Origin of the sequence: Bacteroides sp. 43_46, assembly GCF_001915455.1 — a bacterium.
In the GTDB taxonomy this organism is placed as follows: Bacteria; Bacteroidota; Bacteroidia; order Bacteroidales; family Bacteroidaceae; genus Bacteroides; species Bacteroides caccae.
On record NZ_MNQN01000132.1, the window covers coordinates 4,099 to 24,710 of the forward strand.

Annotated in this window: 22 protein-coding genes, 2 tRNA genes and 1 pseudogene; 17 read left to right on the forward strand and 8 right to left on the reverse strand. The window is 43.2% G+C overall.

All coding sequences use genetic code 11. The annotated features are described in order from the left end of the window. On the reverse strand, nucleotides 1–223 hold a 223-nt coding region (locus tag BHV72_RS16695; RefSeq protein WP_286856929.1), incomplete at its 3' end, for a DUF1016 N-terminal domain-containing protein. A gap of 131 nt (nucleotides 224–354) precedes the next feature. Between BHV72_RS16695 and BHV72_RS16700 the strand changes: the two genes are divergently transcribed. Further along, nucleotides 355–1,209 carry an AraC family transcriptional regulator gene (locus BHV72_RS16700; RefSeq protein WP_353744897.1) on the forward strand — a complete coding sequence of 285 codons (855 nt, stop codon included), beginning with the start codon at nucleotides 355–357 and terminating at the stop codon, nucleotides 1,207–1,209. An 89-nt stretch (nucleotides 1,210–1,298) separates the two neighbouring features. Beyond that, on the forward strand, nucleotides 1,299–1,721 hold the full coding sequence (locus BHV72_RS16705) for a pyridoxamine 5'-phosphate oxidase family protein (protein WP_005678101.1): 423 nt from the start codon (nucleotides 1,299–1,301) through the stop codon (nucleotides 1,719–1,721). Nucleotides 1,722–1,959: 238 nt separating this feature from the next. Here the strand turns inward: BHV72_RS16705 and BHV72_RS16710 are convergent, their stop codons facing one another. From BHV72_RS16710 to BHV72_RS16720, 3 genes are all read right to left on the reverse strand, one after another. Next, nucleotides 1,960–2,556, reverse strand: coding sequence for a type 1 glutamine amidotransferase family protein (locus BHV72_RS16710; protein ID WP_005678102.1), 597 nt, complete (start codon nucleotides 2,554–2,556; stop codon nucleotides 1,960–1,962). A 254-nt stretch (nucleotides 2,557–2,810) separates the two neighbouring features. Next, a tRNA-Asp gene (locus BHV72_RS16715) sits at nucleotides 2,811–2,884 on the reverse strand. Between the two features lie 54 nt (nucleotides 2,885–2,938). Further along, nucleotides 2,939–3,012, reverse strand: a tRNA-Asp gene (locus BHV72_RS16720). A 442-nt stretch (nucleotides 3,013–3,454) separates the two neighbouring features. Here BHV72_RS16720 and purU point away from each other — a divergent pair. The 9 genes and pseudogenes from purU to BHV72_RS16765 all read left to right on the forward strand — a co-directional run bounded on the left by purU (nucleotide 3,455) and on the right by BHV72_RS16765 (nucleotide 11,156). Beyond that, nucleotides 3,455–4,292: pseudogene (gene purU, locus BHV72_RS16725) on the forward strand (formyltetrahydrofolate deformylase). Next, on the forward strand, nucleotides 4,292–4,882 hold the full coding sequence (gene hisH, locus BHV72_RS16730; RefSeq protein WP_005678105.1) for an imidazole glycerol phosphate synthase subunit HisH: 591 nt from the start codon (nucleotides 4,292–4,294) through the stop codon (nucleotides 4,880–4,882). The pseudogene purU and the gene hisH overlap by 1 nt, the downstream one beginning before the upstream one ends. A 161-nt stretch (nucleotides 4,883–5,043) precedes the next feature. After that, the gene (gene hisA / locus BHV72_RS16735) at nucleotides 5,044–5,766 is read left to right on the forward strand and encodes a 1-(5-phosphoribosyl)-5-[(5-phosphoribosylamino)methylideneamino]imidazole-4-carboxamide isomerase (protein ID WP_005678106.1); all 723 of its coding nucleotides are present in this window, start codon (nucleotides 5,044–5,046) and stop codon (nucleotides 5,764–5,766) included. A gap of 52 nt (nucleotides 5,767–5,818) precedes the next feature. Then, nucleotides 5,819–6,571, forward strand: coding sequence for an imidazole glycerol phosphate synthase subunit HisF (gene hisF / locus BHV72_RS16740; protein ID WP_005681379.1), 753 nt, complete (start codon nucleotides 5,819–5,821; stop codon nucleotides 6,569–6,571). A 101-nt stretch (nucleotides 6,572–6,672) separates the two neighbouring features. Continuing rightward, nucleotides 6,673–7,284 carry a bifunctional phosphoribosyl-AMP cyclohydrolase/phosphoribosyl-ATP diphosphatase HisIE gene (gene hisIE / locus BHV72_RS16745; protein WP_022042189.1) on the forward strand — a complete coding sequence of 204 codons (612 nt, stop codon included), beginning with the start codon at nucleotides 6,673–6,675 and terminating at the stop codon, nucleotides 7,282–7,284. Further along, nucleotides 7,269–7,994 carry a cell division ATP-binding protein FtsE gene (locus BHV72_RS16750; protein WP_286856936.1) on the forward strand — a complete coding sequence of 242 codons (726 nt, stop codon included), beginning with the start codon at nucleotides 7,269–7,271 and terminating at the stop codon, nucleotides 7,992–7,994. Before hisIE ends, BHV72_RS16750 begins: the two co-directional genes overlap by 16 nt. A 13-nt stretch (nucleotides 7,995–8,007) precedes the next feature. Then, nucleotides 8,008–9,315, forward strand: coding sequence for an aspartate kinase (locus BHV72_RS16755; protein WP_286856938.1), 1,308 nt, complete (start codon nucleotides 8,008–8,010; stop codon nucleotides 9,313–9,315). A gap of 79 nt (nucleotides 9,316–9,394) precedes the next feature. Next, a complete protein-coding gene (gene lysA, locus BHV72_RS16760) occupies nucleotides 9,395–10,555 on the forward strand; it encodes a diaminopimelate decarboxylase (protein ID WP_005681376.1) in 1,161 nt (386 codons plus the stop codon). A 121-nt stretch (nucleotides 10,556–10,676) separates the two neighbouring features. Continuing rightward, a complete protein-coding gene (locus BHV72_RS16765; protein ID WP_005678114.1) occupies nucleotides 10,677–11,156 on the forward strand; it encodes a ferritin in 480 nt (159 codons plus the stop codon). Nucleotides 11,157–11,266: 110 nt separating this feature from the next. On the opposite strand, the gene BHV72_RS16770 is transcribed toward BHV72_RS16765, so the two are convergent. Both BHV72_RS16770 and kbl read right to left on the reverse strand, forming a co-directional pair. Then, entirely contained in the window at nucleotides 11,267–11,671 is a 405-nt protein-coding gene (locus tag BHV72_RS16770) for a DUF2721 domain-containing protein (RefSeq protein WP_005678115.1), read from the reverse strand. 87 nt (nucleotides 11,672–11,758) lie between these two features. Next, nucleotides 11,759–12,946 carry a glycine C-acetyltransferase gene (gene kbl, locus BHV72_RS16775; protein WP_032838171.1) on the reverse strand — a complete coding sequence of 396 codons (1,188 nt, stop codon included), beginning with the start codon at nucleotides 12,944–12,946 and terminating at the stop codon, nucleotides 11,759–11,761. A 135-nt stretch (nucleotides 12,947–13,081) separates the two neighbouring features. Here kbl and BHV72_RS16780 point away from each other — a divergent pair, with 135 nt between their 5' ends. From BHV72_RS16780 to BHV72_RS16800, 5 genes are all read left to right on the forward strand, one after another. Continuing rightward, entirely contained in the window at nucleotides 13,082–14,035 is a 954-nt protein-coding gene (locus tag BHV72_RS16780) for an NAD-dependent epimerase/dehydratase family protein (RefSeq protein WP_005678117.1), read from the forward strand. Beyond that, the gene (locus BHV72_RS16785) at nucleotides 14,035–14,883 is read left to right on the forward strand and encodes a DUF4348 domain-containing protein (RefSeq protein WP_005678118.1); all 849 of its coding nucleotides are present in this window, start codon (nucleotides 14,035–14,037) and stop codon (nucleotides 14,881–14,883) included. The genes BHV72_RS16780 and BHV72_RS16785 overlap by 1 nt, the downstream gene beginning before the upstream one ends. A 68-nt stretch (nucleotides 14,884–14,951) precedes the next feature. Then, on the forward strand, nucleotides 14,952–15,941 hold the full coding sequence (gene murB, locus BHV72_RS16790; RefSeq protein WP_005681373.1) for a UDP-N-acetylmuramate dehydrogenase: 990 nt from the start codon (nucleotides 14,952–14,954) through the stop codon (nucleotides 15,939–15,941). A gap of 5 nt (nucleotides 15,942–15,946) precedes the next feature. Next, the gene (locus BHV72_RS16795; RefSeq protein ID WP_005678121.1) at nucleotides 15,947–16,705 is read left to right on the forward strand and encodes an MBL fold metallo-hydrolase; all 759 of its coding nucleotides are present in this window, start codon (nucleotides 15,947–15,949) and stop codon (nucleotides 16,703–16,705) included. Nucleotides 16,706–16,788: 83 nt separating this feature from the next. Further along, entirely contained in the window at nucleotides 16,789–18,357 is a 1,569-nt protein-coding gene (locus BHV72_RS16800; protein WP_138333216.1) for a DUF3352 domain-containing protein, read from the forward strand. Nucleotides 18,358–18,393: 36 nt separating this feature from the next. Here BHV72_RS16800 and BHV72_RS16805 read toward each other — a convergent pair whose 3' ends face one another. Together BHV72_RS16805 and BHV72_RS16810 are read right to left on the reverse strand one after the other, a co-directional pair. After that, nucleotides 18,394–18,717 (reverse strand): hypothetical protein, encoded by a 324-nt coding sequence (locus BHV72_RS16805; RefSeq protein ID WP_138333218.1) that lies wholly within the window; start codon nucleotides 18,715–18,717, stop codon nucleotides 18,394–18,396. A gap of 166 nt (nucleotides 18,718–18,883) precedes the next feature. Then, nucleotides 18,884–19,258: a DUF3127 domain-containing protein gene (locus tag BHV72_RS16810; RefSeq protein ID WP_005678123.1), complete on the reverse strand. Its 375-nt coding sequence runs from the start codon at nucleotides 19,256–19,258 to the stop codon at nucleotides 18,884–18,886. A gap of 154 nt (nucleotides 19,259–19,412) precedes the next feature. On the opposite strand from BHV72_RS16810, the gene dnaN reads away from it, so the two are divergent. Further along, complete coding sequence (dnaN, locus tag BHV72_RS16815) at nucleotides 19,413–20,537, forward strand: DNA polymerase III subunit beta (protein WP_005678124.1); 1,125 nt, start codon at nucleotides 19,413–19,415, stop codon at nucleotides 20,535–20,537. Nucleotides 20,538–20,612 lie beyond the last annotated feature (75 nt).

The following is a 20,612-nucleotide window of genomic DNA, read 5'->3' on the forward strand; positions in this document are numbered from 1 at the left end:
CGGGCAGTTCCATTTGAAGCTTGTTGCTAATGAAAGCAATGGCACCGGTTCCCCAATATCCATTACGTGAATTTTGAGAAATATAACGTCCTATGCCATAATACAAAGCCAATTGTTCCTTGTTTAAAAGCTTTATTGCTTGATATTGGCTCTGTAATATAACTGTCTTTATTGTTTGGACAGCTATTGTGTATTTGGTTTCTAAAAAAATATTGTTTGGCATAATATATACTCGTTAAATTACAAACAAAGGTAATACTTTTATTGGAGATGGAATAATGTTGGCAGAATAACTTACCTCAATAGTAACAAGTATAAAAAAATAATTAATTATTAAAATTTTATTTTAATAATATCATCAAGGTTTTTCTTATCATTTTGATTGATGTCGTCGAACTGAAATATGTGAAGAAGTTCCTGGCTGAAAGTTCCGTCCATACATTGACTTATTATGACATTACTTTTATAACGGAAGGAGAGGGGAGCTTTTCCATTGACAACCGTACTTATGAAGCTTTCCCTCAAGATGTGTTTTTTTCTAAGGCGGGAGAGATTCGGAACTGGGATACGCGTCATATAACAAATGGATATGCCTTGATTTTTGAGGATGAGTTTTTATCTTCCCTCCTTAGAGATTCCATGTTTGTCCGGCATCTTGCGTTTTTCAAACCGGAAAAGACATCAGCCAAACTGCATCTTCCAGACGAACTTTATACACGTGTCCTTCAAGTATTACACAATATCAAAACGGAGATTGACTCTTACAAACAGAATGATAATGACGTGCATGTTTTGAGGGCATTGCTGTATGAAGTTCTAATGCTGTTGGAGCGGGCGTATCAGAAGGCGGTTTCAAACGAAGAAATCCCCACAGATAAAGAAATCAATAATACTCATATAGACAGATTCATCCATTTGGTCGGAACCCATTTGAAGGAACAACATTCCGTTCAGTTTTATGCGGATAAACTTTGCATCACTCCCAATTACCTGAATGAAATCATAACGTCGGTAATGGGGGTTAGTGCGAAACAATACATTCAGAATAAAGTGATAGATGAGGCTAAGAGATTACTTGCTTATACAGACGCTCCGATATCGGATATTGCGTTTGAGCTTCATTTTTCAACGGTTTCTTATTTTATCCGCCGCTTCCGGCAGCATACGGGAGAAACTCCCTTGCTTTACCGTAAAAAGTATAAACCGTAAAAAGTACTATTTCTCCCTTTCTTTTTATTGCATCGGCTCTGCTCAATATCCTTACTTTTGCATCAAATAATAACCAATTAAATTATTAAATGATGAGAGATGTAGAAAAAACGGTGGGAACCATGATTGACAAGCAGAAAACAGCCTTTATCGGTTCCATAGACAGCGAAGGATTTCCCAATATCAAAGCCATGTTGCAACCCCGGAAAAGGGAAGGGATAAAAACGATTTATCTGACAACGAATACTTCGTCAATGCGTGTTGCACAATACCGGAAGAACAGTCATGCCTGTATTTACTTTTGTGATAACCGCTTCTTTCGGGGAGTAATGTTGCGCGGTACCATGGAAGTGTTGGTTGATAGTGTCAGTAAAGAGATGATATGGCAGGAAGGCGATATAATGTATTATCCCGAAGGTGTTACCGACTCCGACTATTGTGTATTGAAATTTACGGCAACTTCCGGTAGGTTTTATAGTAATTTCAAATCGGAGAGCTTTATCGTAGAATAGAACTCATAGTACATAAGAGAAATTGAGTGACAGAGCTTTTATAGTCTCAATGTACTATTTTTAAGATTGTATAAAAGAATAGCGATTTAAAAAAAACAATGAATTGGCGACTAAATTGTATCGCTCAATGCAATAATATATATAAATACAGACCTATTTCTCTTAGACGTAGTACAATTGTAACCATTCTGATTGTTTAAATATTCTTTTTTTAAGAATGGTCATTCTTTCATTCGTTTTATGTCTCCGGGCAGAATCCATTTTTGTAAAACAGATAACTTTCTTCTATCGCATCGGTTGTATCCGCTTCTAATGCATATAATATTTCCTTGCAAAATTCCAGCTGCCCGGTTCCGTTGGCAGTTACAATATTTCCGTCTCTTACAGCCTGTTTGTTGATATAGTTGGAATCGCCTGTATATTTGTCTCCGGCATACTGTTTTAAATAATCGAGTGTATTGCTGGTATGCTTAACCTCATTAAGAAAACCATGCATACCAAGAAATACAGAAGCATTGCATATTCCGGCAACTAACTTATTCTCTTTTACTGCTTTTTCTACAAGTGGAACTATTAGTTCACCTAGAGGTGAGAACCAATTCATTCCTCCAATTAATACCAAACCGGCATAATTTTCCGGCATATCGTTGAGCCCGTAATCGGGCAGCACCTTGAATCCACCTATTGAACTTACAGGTTCTTTGGTTATTGATAAAGTTTTCACTTTATAACTAATAGGATTTCCGGGCTTGACTCCCTGATTCAAACAGGTAGCTATATATGCACCTTCCCAGTCGGCGAAACCTTCTAGAATTACAAATATTACTTCTTTCATATAAACTTCTATCTTTTTGCGTGTACGAAGATACTATATTTAATTGATTGTAGAACGTTTTTATTTAATTGTTATTATCTCATGTGATGTATAACCTTTCTGTTATATTTTCCATTATCCCTTTATTAGTACGGCATCATAAACTTATGTATGAAAAGAAAATATCTTTTGATGTGCTCGGTGTGTGCAGGAGGGAGTGATAAAAAAAGCTCTGTAATTCAATGTTTACAGAGCTTTTTCCTTTTCTTAAGAAGCGGTGCGTACGGGACTCGAACCCGTGACCCCATGCGTGACAGGCATGTATTCTAACCAACTGAACTAACGCACCAAATTTTATTTAGACTAACTCATTTTATTTCTTTCCGCCTCTCTAGTAAAGAAGCGGTGCGTACGGGACTCGAACCCGTGACCCCATGCGTGACAGGCATGTATTCTAACCAACTGAACTAACGCACCAGAATTTCATTTTGTTAATCTGCATCTCTCTCGATTGCGGGTGCAAAGGTAGTTGTTTTTTGTAAATCTGCAAGCGTTTTGAGAAAAGTTTTTTTCAAGAAAAAACGAGAAGAACGTTTAGTGCCTCATTTTGAGTACTTTTGTAATGAAAAAAAATATTGTTTTTTCTTCTCTCAGGATAATGACGCTATCCGGTTGTCATAGTGACGCCATTATAATGAGATAGTGACGTTATCCGAAGACAATAGCGTCACTATCCTGAAGTTTGTCATCCTCTTCATAGAAAATAGTTCCCGATTTCTTTCTATCTGTAAGAAACCACCGTTTTTATATCAACTTTCTGCTTGAATAATTCGTAATTTTGCAATAAATCGTTATTTTTGCGGACTAAAATAAGAAAGGTGGAAAATATTCTGCCGGGAATCGTAAATTAGTAAAAAGAATGATGACAACAGCCAAACTGTTATTGCACTGTCCCGACAAACCGGGAATCCTTGCGGAAGTGACAGACTTTATTACGGTAAACAAAGGAAATATTATCTATTGTAGAAAACATCTTCTTCATGCGTATTGAATGGGAATTGAAAGACTTTCTGGTTCCCCAGGAAAAGATTGAAGATTATTTCAGAACACTTTACGGCCAAAAGTACGAAATGGATTTCCGCCTTTATTTTTCGGATGTAAAACCGCGTATGGCAATTTTCGTTTCTAAGCTGTCGCATTGTCTTTTTGATATGCTGGCTCGCTATACAGCCGGAGAGTGGAATGTGGAGATACCTCTTATAATAAGCAACCACCCCGATTTGCAACATGTAGCCGAACGTTTCGGTATTCCTTTCTATCTGTTCCCTATTACTAAAGAGACAAAAGAAGAACAGGAGCGTAAGGAAATGGAACTGCTTGCCAAACATAAAATTACATTTATCGTACTGGCACGCTATATGCAAGTGATTTCCGAACAGATGATTAATGCTTATCCGAATAAGATAATCAATATTCATCATTCTTTCCTTCCTGCGTTCGTCGGTGCGAAACCATATCACGCCGCTTTCCAGAGAGGTGTGAAGATTATTGGTGCAACAAGCCATTACGTAACGACAGAGTTGGATGCAGGTCCGATTATCGAACAGGATGTAGTGCGTATCACTCATAAAGATTCTATTGAAGATCTTGTAAACAAAGGAAAGGACTTGGAGAAAATCGTTCTCTCGCGTGCGGTACAGAAGCACATTGAACGTAAAGTTTTGGCCTATAAAAATAAAACAGTAATATTTAGCTGATGAAAGTAGCAGTCGTAAAATACAATGCCGGCAATATCCGTTCTGTGGATTATGCATTGAAACGGTTGGGGGTGGAAGCAGTGATTACTGCCGATAAAGAAGAACTCCAGTCGGCCGATAAAGTAATTTTCCCCGGAGTAGGAGAGGCGGAAACTACCATGAACCACTTGAAAGCGACAGGATTGGACGAACTGATAAAGAACCTGCGTCAGCCTGTGCTCGGAATTTGTCTCGGTATGCAGTTGATGTGCCGTTATTCTGAAGAAGGAGGAGTGGATTGCCTGAATATTTTTGATGTGGATGTGAAACGTTTTGTTCCGCAAAGGCACGAAGATAAGGTGCCGCACATGGGGTGGAATACAATCGGCAAAACGAACAGCAAACTCTTTGAAGGATTTACCGAAGAAGAATTTGTCTACTTCGTGCATAGCTTTTATGTGCCGACTTGCAACTTTACTGCCGCTACGACTGATTATATTCATCCGTTTAGTGCTGCCTTGCATAAAGATAACTTTTATGCCACCCAGTTTCATCCGGAGAAAAGCGGTAAGACGGGAGAGAAGATTCTGACGAACTTTCTGAATCTATAATAAACTATGTCACCGTTTATAATAAACTCCACCATAATTTATAATAAACTCGTTCATCGTTTATAATAAACTTTTTGAGGGGATAAAAAGCGGTGTTGAACAGATTGGAAAGAGGTAGTAATAAGAGAACTGTAAATTGTCAAATAGCAAATAAATAATAGATGATAGAAATTATTCCAGCCATTGATATTATTGACGGAAAGTGTGTACGCCTTTCCCAGGGAGATTACGACAGTAAGAAAGTATATAACGAAAATCCGGTGGAAGTTGCCAAGGAATTTGAAGCGAACGGTGTTCGCAGACTCCATGTGGTGGACTTGGACGGAGCTGCTTCTCACCATGTAATCAATCATCGAGTATTGGAACAAATCGCTACCCGTACTTCCTTAATAATAGATTTTGGCGGCGGAGTAAAGAGTGATGAAGATTTGAAAATAGCTTTCGAAAGCGGTGCGCAAATGGTGACGGGCGGCAGTATTGCCGTGAAAGACCCCGAACTGTTCTGTCATTGGCTGGAAGTGTATGGAAGTGAGAAAATCATATTGGGAGCGGACGTAAAGGAACATAAGATAGCCGTAAACGGTTGGAAAGACGAAAGCGCCTGTGAACTTTTCCCGTTCCTCGAAGACTATATAAATAAAGGTGTCCGGAAAGTGATCTGCACGGACATCAGTTGCGACGGGATGCTGAAAGGACCCTCTATTGACTTGTACAAAGAAATGCTGGAAAAATTCCCCGATCTCTATCTAATGGCCAGCGGCGGGGTAAGTAATGTCGATGACATTATTGCTTTGAACGAAGCCGGAGTGCCCGGAGTAATCTTTGGAAAAGCTCTTTATGAAGGACATCTCACCCTGCAAGACTTGAGAATCTTTTTGGATTGAGACTTTTGAAAGTCTGATTTTGAATTGTCAAACAGTAAATAAAAATAGGATTGTGTTAGCAAAAAGAATAGTACCTTGTCTGGACATCAAAGACGGACAAACCGTGAAAGGAACGAATTTTGTAAATTTGCGCCAGGCCGGTGATCCGGTGGAATTGGGACGTGCTTATAGTGAACAGGGAGCTGATGAACTTGTTTTTCTGGATATTACTGCCAGCCATGAGGGGCGTAAGACTTTTACGGAATTGGTAAAACGGATTGCTGCCAATATCAATATTCCGTTTACCGTAGGCGGTGGAATCAATGAATTAAGTGATGTGGACCGTCTGTTGAATGCCGGCGCCGATAAGATTTCTATCAATTCGTCTGCTATCCGCAACCCGCAGTTGATTGACGAGATTGCCAAGAATTTCGGTTCGCAGGTTTGTGTGTTGGCAGTAGACGCCAAGCAAACGGAAAAAGGCTGGAAATGCTACCTGAATGGTGGACGTATTGAAACTGACAAGGATCTGTTTGACTGGACAAAAGAAGCACAGGAACGTGGGGCCGGAGAAATCCTTTTTACGAGCATGAATCATGACGGAGTAAAGACCGGATATGCGAACGAGGCACTTGCCGCTTTGGCTGGACAACTTTCGGTTCCTGTGATTGCTTCGGGAGGTGCAGGCTGCAAAGAGCACTTCCGTGACGTTTTTTTGCAAGGAAAAGCAGATGCGGCACTGGCTGCCAGTGTTTTTCACTTCGGAGAAATAAAAATTCCCGAATTAAAATCGTATCTTTGCGGCGAAGGAATTACCATTAGGTAATTGTTGCGTTGCAAAAACAGGTTTTTAGGCTGCGGCGAAGGATTTGTCATAGGATAATTGCACATAATTAGCGAATAAGTAAATTAAGAACTTAAAATAAAATGGAATTGGATTTCGATAAGATGAACGGACTCGTTCCGGCTATCATACAGGACAACGAAACACGTAAAGTCCTGATGCTGGGCTTCATGAATAAAGAGGCTTATGATAAAACGGTAGAAACCGGAAAAGTAACTTTTTTCAGCCGAACAAAGAACCGTCTTTGGACGAAAGGCGAAGAGAGCGGCAATTTCCTTCACGTCGTTTCTATCAAGGCCGATTGTGACAATGATACGTTATTGATACAGGTGAATCCGGTAGGTCCGGTTTGCCACACAGGTACGGATACTTGTTGGGGTGAAAAGAATGAAGAACCGGTCATGTTTCTGAAAGCATTGCAGGATTTTATTGACAAACGTCATGAAGAAATGCCGGAAGGTTCTTATACGACCAGTCTGTTCGAATCCGGAATCAATAAGATAGCACAGAAAGTGGGCGAAGAAGCAGTAGAAACTGTCATTGAAGCAACAAACGGCACCAATGAGCGTTTGATTTACGAAGGAGCCGATTTGATTTATCACATGATTGTATTATTAACTTCAAAAGGTTACCGCATCGAAGACCTTGCACGCGAATTGCAGGAAAGACATAGCAGTACATGGAAGAAGCATTAATTCAATATAAGAACGTAGAAATACATCAGCAGGACCTCTGTGTGCTAAGTGGTGTAAATTTGGAACTGCACAAAGGAGAGTTCGTCTATCTGATAGGAAAAGTAGGCTCCGGAAAAACAAGTCTGCTCAAGACCTTGTATGGCGAACTGGACGTAATTGACGGTGATGCGGAAGTGCTGGGCTATAATATGCGCTCTATCAAACGTAAGCATATCCCGCAGCTACGCCGGAAGTTAGGCATTGTGTTTCAGGATTTTCAACTGTTGACAGACCGTACCGTGTACAATAATCTGGAGTTTGTACTTCGTGCCACCGGCTGGAAGAATAAACAAGAGATAAAAGAACGTATTGAGGAAGTGCTTGATTTAGTGGGGATGTCCAATAAAGGCTATAAAATCCCTAACGAGCTTTCCGGTGGCGAACAGCAGCGTATCGTAATCGCACGTGCCGTACTTAATTCTCCGGCTATCATTCTGGCGGATGAACCGACCGGAAACCTGGATGTAGAGACAGGTAAGTCCATTGTAGAGTTGTTGCACAACATTTGTGAAACCGGTTCGTCCGTAGTGATGACGACGCACAATCTGCAATTACTGAAAGAATATCCCGGCAGGGTATACCGTTGTGCCGAACATCATATCACCGATGTGACCGACGAATATATGCCCCGACAGAGAACAATAGAAATAGATTTAAATATAGATAACTAAAACAGTAACGAAAATGAAAGTTTTAAAGTTTGGAGGAACTTCCGTAGGTTCTGCTCAGCGAGCCAAATTGATTACCGATGGTGAACAGAAGATTGTTGTCCTTTCAGCTATGTCAGGTACGACAAACACATTGGTGGAAATTTCGGACTATCTGTATAAGAAGAATCCGGAGGGTGCCAACGAGATTATCAATAAGCTGGAGGCTAAATATAAACAGCACGTTGATGAACTGTACGCAACTCAGGAGTATAAACAGAAAGGTCTGGAAGTCATCAAGTCTCACTTCGACTACATCCGCTCCTACACTAAAGACCTTTTCACTTTGTTCGAAGAGAAAGTGGTTTTGGCACAGGGAGAGCTTATCTCTACGGCTATGGTGAACTTCTATCTGCAGGAATGTGGTGTGAAGTCAGTATTGCTTCCGGCTTTGGAATTCATGCGTACTGACAAGAACGCAGAACCGGACCCTGTATATATTAAGGAGAAACTGCAGGCACAGCTCGAACTTTATCCGGATATGGATATTTATATCACACAAGGTTTCATCTGCCGCAACGCTTATGGCGAGATCGATAACCTGCAACGTGGTGGCAGCGATTACACAGCTTCCCTGATTGGTGCAGCCGTGAATGCTTCCGAAATCCAGATATGGACAGATATTGACGGAATGCACAACAACGACCCGCGCATTGTCGACAAGACTGCCCCGGTTCGCCAGTTGCATTTTGAAGAAGCAGCCGAGTTGGCTTACTTCGGTGCAAAAATTCTGCACCCGACCTGCATTCAGCCTGCTAAATATGCCAATATCCCTGTACGTCTGTTGAATACAATGGATCCGCATGCTCCGGGGACATTAATTTCTAATGACACAGAGAAAGGGAAAATCAAAGCTGTAGCTGCAAAAGATAACATTACGGCCATTAAAATCAAGTCAAGCCGTATGTTGCTTGCTCATGGTTTCCTGCGCAAAGTATTCGAAATCTTTGAAAGTTACCAGACTTCGATCGATATGATTTGTACTTCGGAAGTCGGTGTGTCTGTCACGATAGATAACACGAAACACCTGAACGAGATTCTGGATGACTTGAAGAAATACGGTACAGTGACCGTCGACAAAGAAATGTGTATCATCTGCGTCGTGGGCGACCTGGAGTGGGAGAACGTCGGTTTCGAAGCAAAAGCGCTTGACGCCATGCGTGACATACCGGTACGAATGATTTCATTCGGAGGAAGTAACTACAACATTTCTTTCCTCATTCGGGAATGTGACAAGAAGACAGCATTACAGTCGCTGAGCGATATGCTTTTCAACAACAAATAATTCCACAAATTATATTGAGCGCTTTTACCAAACTGATAAAAGCGCTCTTTTTTAACTAACTAAACAAGTTTTTTGAGTTATGAAAGGAATATTTCCAATCGATAAGTTCCGTACTTTGCAGACACCTTTCTATTATTACGATACGAAAGTGCTGCGTGATACATTGTCGGCTATCAACCAGGAGGTTGCCAAATATCCTAACTATTCCGTACACTATGCAGTAAAAGCAAACGCCAATCCGAAAGTGCTTACCATTATCCGTGAAAGCGGTATGGGAGCAGATTGTGTGAGTGGTGGAGAAATCCGTGCTGCTATCCGTGCCGGATTTCCTGCAAGCAAAATTGTCTTTGCGGGAGTAGGCAAAGCCGATTGGGAGATTAACCTCGGACTGGAATACGGAATCTTCTGTTTCAATGTAGAATCTATTCCTGAACTGGAAGTGATAAACGAACTTGCTGCTGCTCAAAATAAGATAGCCAATGTGGCTTTCCGTATCAATCCCGATGTCGGTGCGCATACTCATGCCAATATTACGACCGGCCTGGCCGAGAACAAATTTGGAATCAGTATGCAGGATATGGATAAAGTGATAGATGTGGCAGTAGAAATGAAGCATGTCAAATTCATCGGACTTCACTTTCACATCGGTTCTCAGATTCTGGATATGGGTGACTTTATTGCCCTTTGCAACCGTGTCAACGAATTGCAGGATAAGCTGGAAGCCCGTCGCATTCTGGTGGAACACATCAATGTAGGCGGTGGCTTGGGCATTGATTACGGACATCCCAACCGTCAGGCAATTCCCAACTTTAAGGATTATTTCTCAACCTATGCCGGACAACTGAAACTGCGTCCTTATCAGACTCTACATTTTGAGTTGGGGCGTGCAGTCGTTGGCCAATGCGGTTCATTGATCTCCAAAGTGTTATATGTGAAACAGGGAGCGAAAAAGAAATTCGCTATCCTTGATGCAGGCATGACGGACTTGATCCGCCCCGCCTTATATCAGGCATACCACAAAATGGAAAACATCACTTCTGAAGAACCGGTAGAATCTTATGATGTAGTAGGGCCTATCTGCGAATCGTCGGATGTTTTCGGAAAAGCGATCGATCTGAACAAGGTGAAGCGAGGCGACTTGATAGCTCTTCGCTCAGCAGGTGCCTACGGTGAGATTATGGCTTCCGGCTACAACTGTCGTGAGTTGCCGAAAGGATATACTTCTGACGAGTTGGTGTAAATAAAATGTGAATGTAGTTTAAAAATACAGGGGAGTCGGAACAATTTTAACTGAAATCTTGTTATTTTTGTAATGAGTTCAATAAGAAACTACATTAACAACTTAATAAAAAGATACGATTATGATTTCAGAAAAATTACAAAAGGCAATCAATGAACAGATCACAGCAGAAATGTGGTCGTCTAACCTGTATTTGGCAATGTCTTTCTTCTTTGAGAAAGAAGGTTTCAGCGGTTTTGCACATTGGATGAAGAAACAGTCTCAGGAAGAAATGGGACATGCTTATGCAATGGCTGATTATATTATCAAGCGTGGTGGAACTGCAATGGTCGACAAGATTGATGTCGTTCCTAACGGCTGGGGTACTCCGTTGGAAGTGTTTGAACACGTTTACAAACACGAATGCCATGTATCTGCATTGGTAGACAAACTGGTTGACGTGGCTGCCGCTGAGAAGGACAAAGCAACTCAGGACTTCTTGTGGGGATTCGTTCGCGAACAGGTAGAAGAAGAAGCTACTGCACAGGGGATCGTTGATAAGATCAAGAAAGCCGGTGACACCGGTATCTTCTTTGTTGACTCACAGTTGGGACAACGTTGATAATAGTCTGAAAATATATTTATAATATATAGGAAGCTGTTTGGATTTATTTCCGGACAGCTTCTTTTTCATTTCATGTGTAATAGTGTGCAGATTTGCAGATGAATAATCTATTTTTTGTGTCCTTTTTCCATTGCCCCGAGATAGATCTCCAGCGAACGGGTAGAAATCTGTATCTCGCGGAAAGATACGCCCAGAGATGCGATCAGCAGAATCAAAGCCAGTCCGAAGACATAAGCGGATAATAATTGCAGTCCGATATAAATCAGAAACATACTCACTACGCAGAAAAACAGGCTTGCAATGCCCAGCCCTTGCATGGTACGTGTCAGGTTCAGTCGTTTCCGCAAGTTTTCAATCTGTGCCACGGTGATGTCCGAAGGGTTTTCCATATAGCGGTCTCGCAGCTGGCGTACAAGTTGTGCATACGATAAGAAACGATTGGTGTAAGCCAATAATATCAGTGAAACTGCGGAGAAAAGCAGAGCAGGGGTGGTGAGAGTAAGTTCTTCCATATATAAATTAAAAATCTTCCATTGTTATTGTCGATAATCAAATCCTTATGATTACAATAATAACAATGGAAGAAAAGAAAATGTTTTTTATTTCAGTACACCGAGTTCTTTACCTACTTTGATAAAGGCAGCGATACACTTGTCGAGATGTTCCTTCTCGTGTCCGGCAGAGATTTGTACACGGATACGTGCCTGGTCTTTCGGAACTACCGGATAATAGAATCCGGTTACGTAGATACCTTCCTCCTGCATACGTGCGGCATAAATCTGTGACAACTTCGCGTCATACAGCATGACAGCGCAAATAGCACTTTGTGTCGGTTTGATATCGAATCCGGCAGCAGTCATCTTGTCGCGGAAGTAATTTACATTCTCCACGAGTTTGTCATGCAGCGCATTGCTTTCTTTCAGTATCTTGAATACTTCCAGGCTTGCACCGATAATGCCCGGAGCCAATGAGTTGGAGAACAGATACGGGCGGCTGCGTTGGCGCAGTAAGTCAATAATCTCCTTACGTCCGGTAGTAAATCCTCCTAAAGCACCTCCGAAAGCTTTACCCAGCGTACCGGTGTAAATATCCACACGACCATGAGTTTTGTAGAGTTCGCTTACGCCGTGTCCGGTAGCGCCTACCACGCCGGCAGAGTGTGATTCGTCTACCATAACCAGTGCATCATATTTCTCGGCAAGGTCACAAATCTGATCCATAGGAGCTACGTTGCCGTCCATAGAGAACACGCCGTCTGTAACGATAATGCGGAAACGTTGAGCTTGTGCCTCTTGCAGGCATTTCTCCAGCTCGTTCATGTCAGCATTGGCGTAACGATAGCGTTTAGCTTTGCAAAGACGTACACCGTCGATAATAGAAGCATGGTTCAGAGAATCCGAGATAATGGCATCCTGATCCGAGAAAAGCGGTTCGAACACACCACCGTTTGCATCGAAGCAGGCAGCATATAGAATCGTGTCTTCTGTTTGGAAATAGTCGGAAATAGCGGCTTCCAGTTCTTTGTGTATATCTTGTGTTCCACAAATGAAACGAACGGAGGACATACCATATCCGCGTCGGTTCATCATTTCCTGGGAAGCTTTGATCAATCGGGGGTGATTGGACAGTCCCAGGTAGTTGTTAGCGCAGAAGTTCAGCACTTCTTTACCTTTTACAGTGATGGCAGCTTGCTGCGCACTTTCAATTAGTCGTTCTTCTTTATAAAGACCGGCTTCTTTAATTTCAGCCAATGTTTGGCTGAGAAAATCTTTCATTTTACCGTACATAGTGTTTGAGTAATTAAGTTCGATTACAAAGGACACAATTTTTATTGGAATAACCATATCTTTTTGATTAAAATCTGAAAAAAAAGTGCTTACTTTGCGCACTATTTAGCTTAATAATTTAAGTACGAAGAAAAAATGAAACACATTTTGATTATTGGAGCCACCGGACAGATCGGCTCCGAGTTAACGATGGAGCTACGTAAACGCTATGGTAACACAAACGTGGTAGCTGGTTATATCCCGGGTGCAGAACCTAAGGGAGAGTTGAAAGAATCAGGACCGGCGGCTATTGTCGACGTGACCAATGGGGAAATGATTGCGTCTGTGGTGAAAGAATACCACATTGACACAGTGTATAATCTGGCTGCCTTGCTATCAGTGGTAGCCGAATCGAAGCCGAAGCTGGCTTGGAAGATTGGCATTGATGGGCTATGGAATGTATTGGAAGTAGCGCGCGAACAGGGATGTGCCGTGTTTACACCCAGTTCAATCGGTTCTTTTGGTGCAAGTACACCTCATACGAAGACGCCGCAGGACACCATTCAGCGTCCGCGTACCATGTATGGAGTTACTAAAGTGACAACCGAGTTGTTGAGCGACTACTATTTTAATAAATATGGTGTCGACACTCGTGCAGTCCGTTTCCCGGGCATTATCTCGAACGTAACCCCTCCGGGTGGAGGAACAACCGATTACGCTGTCGACATTTATTATTCGGCTGTAAAAGGTGAAAAATTTGTGTGTCCTATCAAAGAAGGCACTTTAATGGATATGATGTATATGCCGGATGCGCTGAATGCAGCGATTACGCTTATGGAAGCTGATCCGACAAAATTGATACACCGCAATGCTTTCAATATCGCCTCTATGAGTTTCGATCCGGAGACGATCTATCAAGCTATCAAAAAGCATGTGCCGGAGTTTCAGATGATCTACGATGTAGACCCGTTGAAACAACGCATTGCCGATAGTTGGCCCGACAGCCTGGACGACACCTGTGCTCGTGAAGAGTGGGGTTGGAAGCCGGCTTATGACCTGGAAAGCATGACGGTGGATATGCTTGAAAAGCTTAGAGAGAAATTAAAATAATGAAAAAACTAATTGCAGGGGTCATATTACTCGGTTTACTGGGTGCTTGTAGCAATAAAAAAGCTAAGATTGACCCCTTCGCATCTATTACTCAAGAGGTGGATTCTATCCGGCACAAAGCCGATTCAATCCACCTGGATGAATTGCCGGAAGATCCGCAGCCTATACAGGCTGACGAATCTTTCGACGATTTCATCTATAATTTTGCTTCCGATGATGTGTTGCAACGTCAGCGTGTGAAATTTCCGTTGCCCTACTACAACGGAGATAAAAAGGCGAATATCGAGGAACGTAACTGGAAGCACGACAACCTGTTTACCAAACAGCATTATTATACGCTCCTGTTTGATAAAGAGGAAGACATGGACTTGGTAGGAGATACCTCTCTCACTTCCGTGCAAGTGGAGTGGATATTCGTGAAGACACGGATGATGAAGAAATATTACTTTGAGCGTATCAAGGGAGCGTGGATTCTGGAGGCTATCAATCTGCGTCCTATCGAACGGGATGAAAACGAGGACTTTGTGGAGTTCTTCGGCCATTTCGCTACCGACAGCCTTTTCCAGAGCCAGCGTGTGCGTGAGCCATTGGCTTTTGTTACTACCGATCCGGACGATGATTTCTCTGTGCTGGAGACTACTCTCGATTTGAACCAGTGGTTTGCCTTCAAGCCGGCATTGCCTGCCGAACGCCTTTCGAATATCAATTACGGGCAACGGAATGATGACGGATCGCCAACTAAAATCCTGGCACTGAAAGGAATCGGAAACGGGTTTTCGAATATTCTTTATTTTCGCCGGAAAGCAGGCGAATGGGAGCTATATAAATTTGAAGATGTAAGCATCTGATGATAGCGAATATAACAGTCTGCATTTATCGACATATAACGAATAGAATAACTATATAACTTTAAACGATGTATTCTCTTTTACCCTACAATACCTTCGGCATTGACGTCAGTGCCAACCGTTTCATTGAATATGCTTCGGTGGAAGAACTGAAGACGTTGATTGAGCAAGGTGCCGTTACGACACCTTTTTTGCATATTGGCGGCGGCAGCAACCTGTTATTTACCAAAGACTATGAAGGAGTGGTGTTGCACTCCCGTATCGAAGGAATCGAAGTGGCGGAGGAAGACGAGCGCTCTGTTTCCGTGCGTGTAGGCGCAGGTGTGGTGTGGGATGATTTTGTGGCATATTGTGTAGAACACGGGTGGTATGGAGCTGAAAATCTTTCACTCATTCCCGGCGAGGTAGGTGCAAGCGCTGTGCAGAATATCGGAGCCTACGGCGTGGAAGTAAAGGACTTGATAACAACCGTGGAAACGGTGAACATTCAGGGGCGGGAACGCGTTTATTCTGTTGAAGAATGTGGCTATGCCTATCGCAACAGTATCTTCAAACGTCCTGAGAACAAATCCGTTTTTGTGACTCATGTCTGCTTCCGGCTTAGTAAAGAGGAACATTATATGCTCGATTACGGAACGATTCGTCAGGAACTTGAAAAATATCCTGCGCTGACTTTGCCTGTCGTCCGGAAAATCATTATTGACATTCGTGAGGCTAAGTTGCCCGACCCGAAAGTAATGGGAAATGCCGGTAGTTTCTTTATGAACCCGATTGTGCCGAGGGAGAAGCTGGAAGCTTTACAGCAGGAATATCCGGGAATGCCCTACTACGAACTGCCGGAAGGACGGGTGAAGATTCCCGCCGGCTGGATGATCGATCAGTGCGGGTGGAAAGGGAAAGCCTTAGGTCCGGCGGCTGTACACGATAAGCAAGCCTTGGTGCTGGTGAATTGCGGTGGAGCGAAAGGTAGTGATATAATTGCGCTTTCGGATGCGGTGCGGGCTTCTGTCCGTGAGAAGTTCGGCATAGATATACATCCGGAAGTAAATTTCGTCTGAAAGAAATGAAAATAAGAATACTTGGAAGTGGAACATCGACGGGAGTCCCTCAGATTGGCTGTACGTGTCCGGTCTGTACTTCTGCCGACCCGAAAGATAACCGGTTGCGCACGTCTGCTATTGTAGAGACAGGCGATGCACGGATACTGATTGACTGCGGTCCCGATTTTCGGACGCAGGTCTTACGCCTGCCTTTTGAAAGGATAGACGGTGTGCTGATTACTCACGAACATTATGACCATGTGGGCGGGCTGGATGATTTGCGTCCGTTCTGCCGTTTCGGTTCTGTGCCTATCTATGCGGAACAATACGTGTCGGACGCTTTGCGCTTGCGTATGCCCTACTGTTTTGTAGATCATCGCTACCCGGGTGTTCCCGATATTCCTTTGCAGGAAATATCGGTCGGGCAGAAATTCTTTATAAATACTACGGAGGTCATACCTTTGCGTGTGATGCACGGGCGGCTGCCGATTCTGGGTTACCGCATCGGACAGCTTGGCTACATCACCGATATGCTGACTATGCCCGAAGAATCGTATGAACAATTAGCCGGAATAGATGTTTTGATAGTGAATGCACTACGGATAGCCCCGCATCCCACACATCAGGATTTGGAGGAGGCGTTGGCGGTTGCGCAGCGCATTCGGGCGAAGAAAACATACTTTATACACATGAGTCATGATATGGGCTTGCATGCAGAGGTGGAACGGAAACTCCCGGAGAATATTCACCTGGCATACGACGGATTGGAAATCCTTCTTTGATTTCCGGTGAAATATTTAGCAAAAGTTTTGTTTTCTTTGTAGAAATTATTATTTTTGCACTTAGCCGATAAACAGCGAATATTATGAAACTTCGTACGATAGTGAAAATAGCGATCACTTCTTCTGTTGTACTTTTGTGCGCAGGTTTCGCTTTGTACTCTTTTTTCAGGCTGTCGGCCGCCGAAGGAAAAAAGGATTTCAATCTCTACGAATTGGTTCCGCCCTCTGCTTCGGCAGTTTTTGTCACTGATGACATACTGGAATTTGTGGCGGAAGTAGACGATCTGGCTTGTAGTAAAAATCAGCAATATCTTCATGTATCCAAACTGTTTTCGTATCTGAAACAGTATCTTTATACCCTTCAGGAAGAAGCGCCTCACGGATTGAGCCGGCAAATGAATCAAATGTTGATTAGTTTTCATGAGCCGGACAATATTCATAACCAGGTGCTATATTGCAGATTGGGGGAGGGCGACCGGCAACTGATTGACCGTTTCGTGCAGAAGTATGTCTCATCTCTTTATCCACCGAAAACTTTCAAGTATAAGGGAGAGGATATAACGATTTATCCTATGGCGGACGGGGATTTTCTGGCATGCTACCTGACATCCGATTTTATGGCTTTGAGTTATCAGAAGAAGTTGATAGAAACCGTTATTGATGCTCACAAGACCGGAAAATCATTGGCGGACGATCCTACCTTTGCAGAAGCGGCCGCCCCGAAGAAAAGTCCGGCGGTTGCCACTGTTTATGCCCATTTGGAAGGTATGATGGGCTGGACGGAGTTTGATATGAAGCTGCGGGATGATTTCATTTATTTTACGGGTGTCTGTCACGAAACGGATACTTGCTTCACGTTTATGAATGTGCTTCGTCAGCAGGAATCAGTGGAAGGATTTCCGGGTGAGGCATTGCCTTCCACCGCTTTCTATTTCACTAAACAGGGAGTCACGGACTGGGCATCTCTGCTTTCTTATGGAGATATGCAGGAGACGGGCGTTCGTACCAGTGACGTGCGGAATAGGAATCGGGAGTTGTCTCATTATCTAATGGAGAATGCCGGGCAGGAACTGGTTGCCTGTCTTTTCCAGCGTGAAGATACGTTGCGGGAAGCGGCGGCGGTTCTGAGCCTGTCGGTGTCGGACGTGACGGAAGCGGAACGGATGCTGCGCTCTCTTATCAACACCGTTTCTGCCGAAGAACGGGGAAAAACACCCCTGATAACTTTTTGTTATACTGCCAATAAAGCTTACCCCGTCTATCGCCTGCCTCAAACAACGTTGTTTACGCAACTAACTGGTTTTGCCGAACCGACATCGCATACATACGCCACATTTTATGAAGGGCGTTTGCTGTTGGCGCCCGATGAAAATAGTCTGTCCCGTTACATACGCCAGTTGGATAAAGGCGAGGTGCTCAATGGAGCGATAGCATACCGGACAGGAATGGATAACTTGTCCGATTCCTACCATTTCATGTTAATGGCAGACTTCGATCATCTGTTTCATCAGGCAGCAAAGCAAATTCATTTCGTGCCGGATTTCTTCCTGCGCAACTCCGAATTTTTTCGTAATTTTATACTCTTTGCCCAGTTTACTTGTGCTGACGGAGTGGTATATCCCAATATTGTTTTGCGGTATAAATCGGAGTAAAATCCATTCGGAAAATTCATCTGAAAGGCTGTTTTTCTATACGGAAAAAGGACGTTCTCGAACAGGAATATCCTGACTGGAAGAGTGGAAAAAACTATGGAAAAACAACGGAAAACCTGCAAAAAACAAATAAAAAAATATCGCTCTTTTTTCGAAAAATAAAACTTCTGAAACGCCTTCTGGCAGGGCGCGAAAACCGAACCATAACCGAACCATAAGCCAAGAGAAGAGAAGAGAGTATAAGAGAAAGAATAGAAACAGAAAGAAAAAGAAAGATAAAACTGCTGTTGCTGTTGCTGGTTGAATTTTTTTCGGGGGAACTGCTGTTGCTGATATTGCTTTGTTTCTTCCGTAAGTCATGGGCGGATTTTTCCCGTCCCGCAGCGGAGCGTCGTCCGGCCCCGGGATGAAGAACGCTTAGCCCACGGCGGAATCTTTACAAAGTGCGGGTATAAAAAAACTCCCGGCAAGAATCATTCTCACCGGGAGTTTTTTTATCTGTATCGTCAAGCGGAATACTTTCGGCTTAGAAAGGCAGATCGTCCTTGGCATCACCCGGAGTAAATTCCGGAGTAGCGGCAGGAGCCGGAGGAGGAACGGGAGCACCCGGAGCCATTGGAGCACCTGCGCCTACACGCTCCACTTTCCATGCACGGATACTGTTGAACCAACGGTCGTTCCACTGGCGGGCGTCAACGTCGAATGATACGGTCAGTTCTTCGCCCATTTGAATGTTGAACTGCTCGATTTTGTCTGCGCCAAACACGTCGAAACACATTTTACGCGGATATTGGTCATGGTTTTCGATTACGTACTCTTGTGATTTCCACTCGTTGCCGCTAGTTTTTGAAACTCCGCCTCTCGGAGAGAGGATAGCGATGATTTTTCCTGTAAATTCCATTGCAATAATTTTAAATTCTGCGGCGAAGTTACAATTTTTTAGTAATATCCTTCACACAAAGCCTGTTTTTTTCTTTTGTTTTTATTGGGTAGCCCCAATCTTTTTTCGTAACTTTGTGCGATAGAACATTTAAAACTTAAATACACGAAAATATATGAAATTTATCGTTTCAAGTACTGCTCTTTCCAGCCATTTACAGGCTATCAGCCGTGTGATTAATTCAAAAAATGCGCTGCCTATTCTCGATTGTTTCCTCTTCGAACTGGAAGACGGAACATTGTCTGTGACTGTATCTGACAGTGAAACTACAATGGTTACTACCGTAGAAGTGAATGAAAGCGATACCAACGGGCGTTTTGCCGTAGTAGCGAAAACTTTGCTCGACGCACTGAAAGAAATTCCGGAACAACCTCTCACGTTCTTGATCAATCCGGACAACTACGAAATAACAGTGCAGTACCAGAATGGGAAATACAGCCTAATGGGACAGAATGCGGACGAATTTCCGCAATCGGCTACATTGGGTGACAACGCAGTTCGTGTGGAAATGGAAGCGGAAGTGTTGCTGGGGGGAATCAACCGCTCGGTCTTCGCTACTGCCGACGACGAACTCCGCCCGGTGATGAACGGTATTTATTTCGATATTACAACAGAAGATATCACAATGGTGGCTTCGGACGGCCACAAGCTGGTACGTTGCAAGACGCTGGCTGCCAAAGGTAACGAACGTGCTGCTTTCATCCTTCCCAAAAAACCGGCTACATTGCTCAAAAACCTTCTGCCGAAGGAACAAGGCTCTGTGACGATCGAATTTGATGAACGCAACGCTGTGTTTATGCTCGATAGCTATCGCATGGTATGCCGTTTGATCGAAGGACGCTATCCGAACTACAACTCTGTAATTCCGCAGAACAACCCGCATAAAGTGACGGTCGACCGGCAACAGCTGATCGGAGCTTTGCGCCGTGTGTCTATTTTCTCGTCACAGGCCAGCAGCTTGATTAAACTTCGTATGCAGGAGAACCAGATCGTGATTTCCGCACAAGATATCGACTTCTCCACTTCTGCCGAAGAAACACAAGTCTGCCAGTATGCAGGTGCGGCAATGAGCATCGGATTCAAGTCTACATTCCTAATCGACATTCTTAACAATATTTCGGCAGACGAAGTTGTTATCGAACTTGCCGATCCTTCACGTGCCGGTGTCATCGTACCGGTGGAACAGGAAGAAAATGAAGACCTGCTGATGTTGTTAATGCCGATGATGTTGAACGATTAATATACATTTCACGACAGAGGACACGGAGGACACAGAGGATAATTTGAATGACATTCCTTTCATTTACTCTCTATG

What these genes read in the sequence shown, in the direction of transcription:
- BHV72_RS16705 (WP_005678101.1), top strand. Translation starts at nt 1,299, where the DNA reads ATGATGAGAGATGTAGAAAAAACGGTGGGAACCATGATTGACAAGCAG.
- BHV72_RS16710 (WP_005678102.1), bottom strand. Translation starts at nt 2,556, where the DNA reads ATGAAAGAAGTAATATTTGTAATTCTAGAAGGTTTCGCCGACTGGGAA.
- hisH (WP_005678105.1), top strand. Translation starts at nt 4,292, where the DNA reads ATGAAAGTAGCAGTCGTAAAATACAATGCCGGCAATATCCGTTCTGTG.
- hisA (WP_005678106.1), top strand. Translation starts at nt 5,044, where the DNA reads ATGATAGAAATTATTCCAGCCATTGATATTATTGACGGAAAGTGTGTA.
- hisIE (WP_022042189.1), top strand. Translation starts at nt 6,673, where the DNA reads ATGGAATTGGATTTCGATAAGATGAACGGACTCGTTCCGGCTATCATA.
- BHV72_RS16750 (WP_286856936.1), top strand. Translation starts at nt 7,269, where the DNA reads ATGGAAGAAGCATTAATTCAATATAAGAACGTAGAAATACATCAGCAG.
- BHV72_RS16755 (WP_286856938.1), top strand. Translation starts at nt 8,008, where the DNA reads ATGAAAGTTTTAAAGTTTGGAGGAACTTCCGTAGGTTCTGCTCAGCGA.
- lysA (WP_005681376.1), top strand. Translation starts at nt 9,395, where the DNA reads ATGAAAGGAATATTTCCAATCGATAAGTTCCGTACTTTGCAGACACCT.
- BHV72_RS16765 (WP_005678114.1), top strand. Translation starts at nt 10,677, where the DNA reads ATGATTTCAGAAAAATTACAAAAGGCAATCAATGAACAGATCACAGCA.
- BHV72_RS16770 (WP_005678115.1), bottom strand. Translation starts at nt 11,671, where the DNA reads ATGGAAGAACTTACTCTCACCACCCCTGCTCTGCTTTTCTCCGCAGTT.
- kbl (WP_032838171.1), bottom strand. Translation starts at nt 12,946, where the DNA reads ATGTACGGTAAAATGAAAGATTTTCTCAGCCAAACATTGGCTGAAATT.
- BHV72_RS16780 (WP_005678117.1), top strand. Translation starts at nt 13,082, where the DNA reads ATGAAACACATTTTGATTATTGGAGCCACCGGACAGATCGGCTCCGAG.
- BHV72_RS16785 (WP_005678118.1), top strand. Translation starts at nt 14,035, where the DNA reads ATGAAAAAACTAATTGCAGGGGTCATATTACTCGGTTTACTGGGTGCT.
- murB (WP_005681373.1), top strand. Translation starts at nt 14,952, where the DNA reads ATGTATTCTCTTTTACCCTACAATACCTTCGGCATTGACGTCAGTGCC.
- BHV72_RS16795 (WP_005678121.1), top strand. Translation starts at nt 15,947, where the DNA reads ATGAAAATAAGAATACTTGGAAGTGGAACATCGACGGGAGTCCCTCAG.
- BHV72_RS16800 (WP_138333216.1), top strand. Translation starts at nt 16,789, where the DNA reads ATGAAACTTCGTACGATAGTGAAAATAGCGATCACTTCTTCTGTTGTA.
- BHV72_RS16805 (WP_138333218.1), bottom strand. Translation starts at nt 18,717, where the DNA reads ATGACTTACGGAAGAAACAAAGCAATATCAGCAACAGCAGTTCCCCCG.
- BHV72_RS16810 (WP_005678123.1), bottom strand. Translation starts at nt 19,258, where the DNA reads ATGGAATTTACAGGAAAAATCATCGCTATCCTCTCTCCGAGAGGCGGA.
- dnaN (WP_005678124.1), top strand. Translation starts at nt 19,413, where the DNA reads ATGAAATTTATCGTTTCAAGTACTGCTCTTTCCAGCCATTTACAGGCT.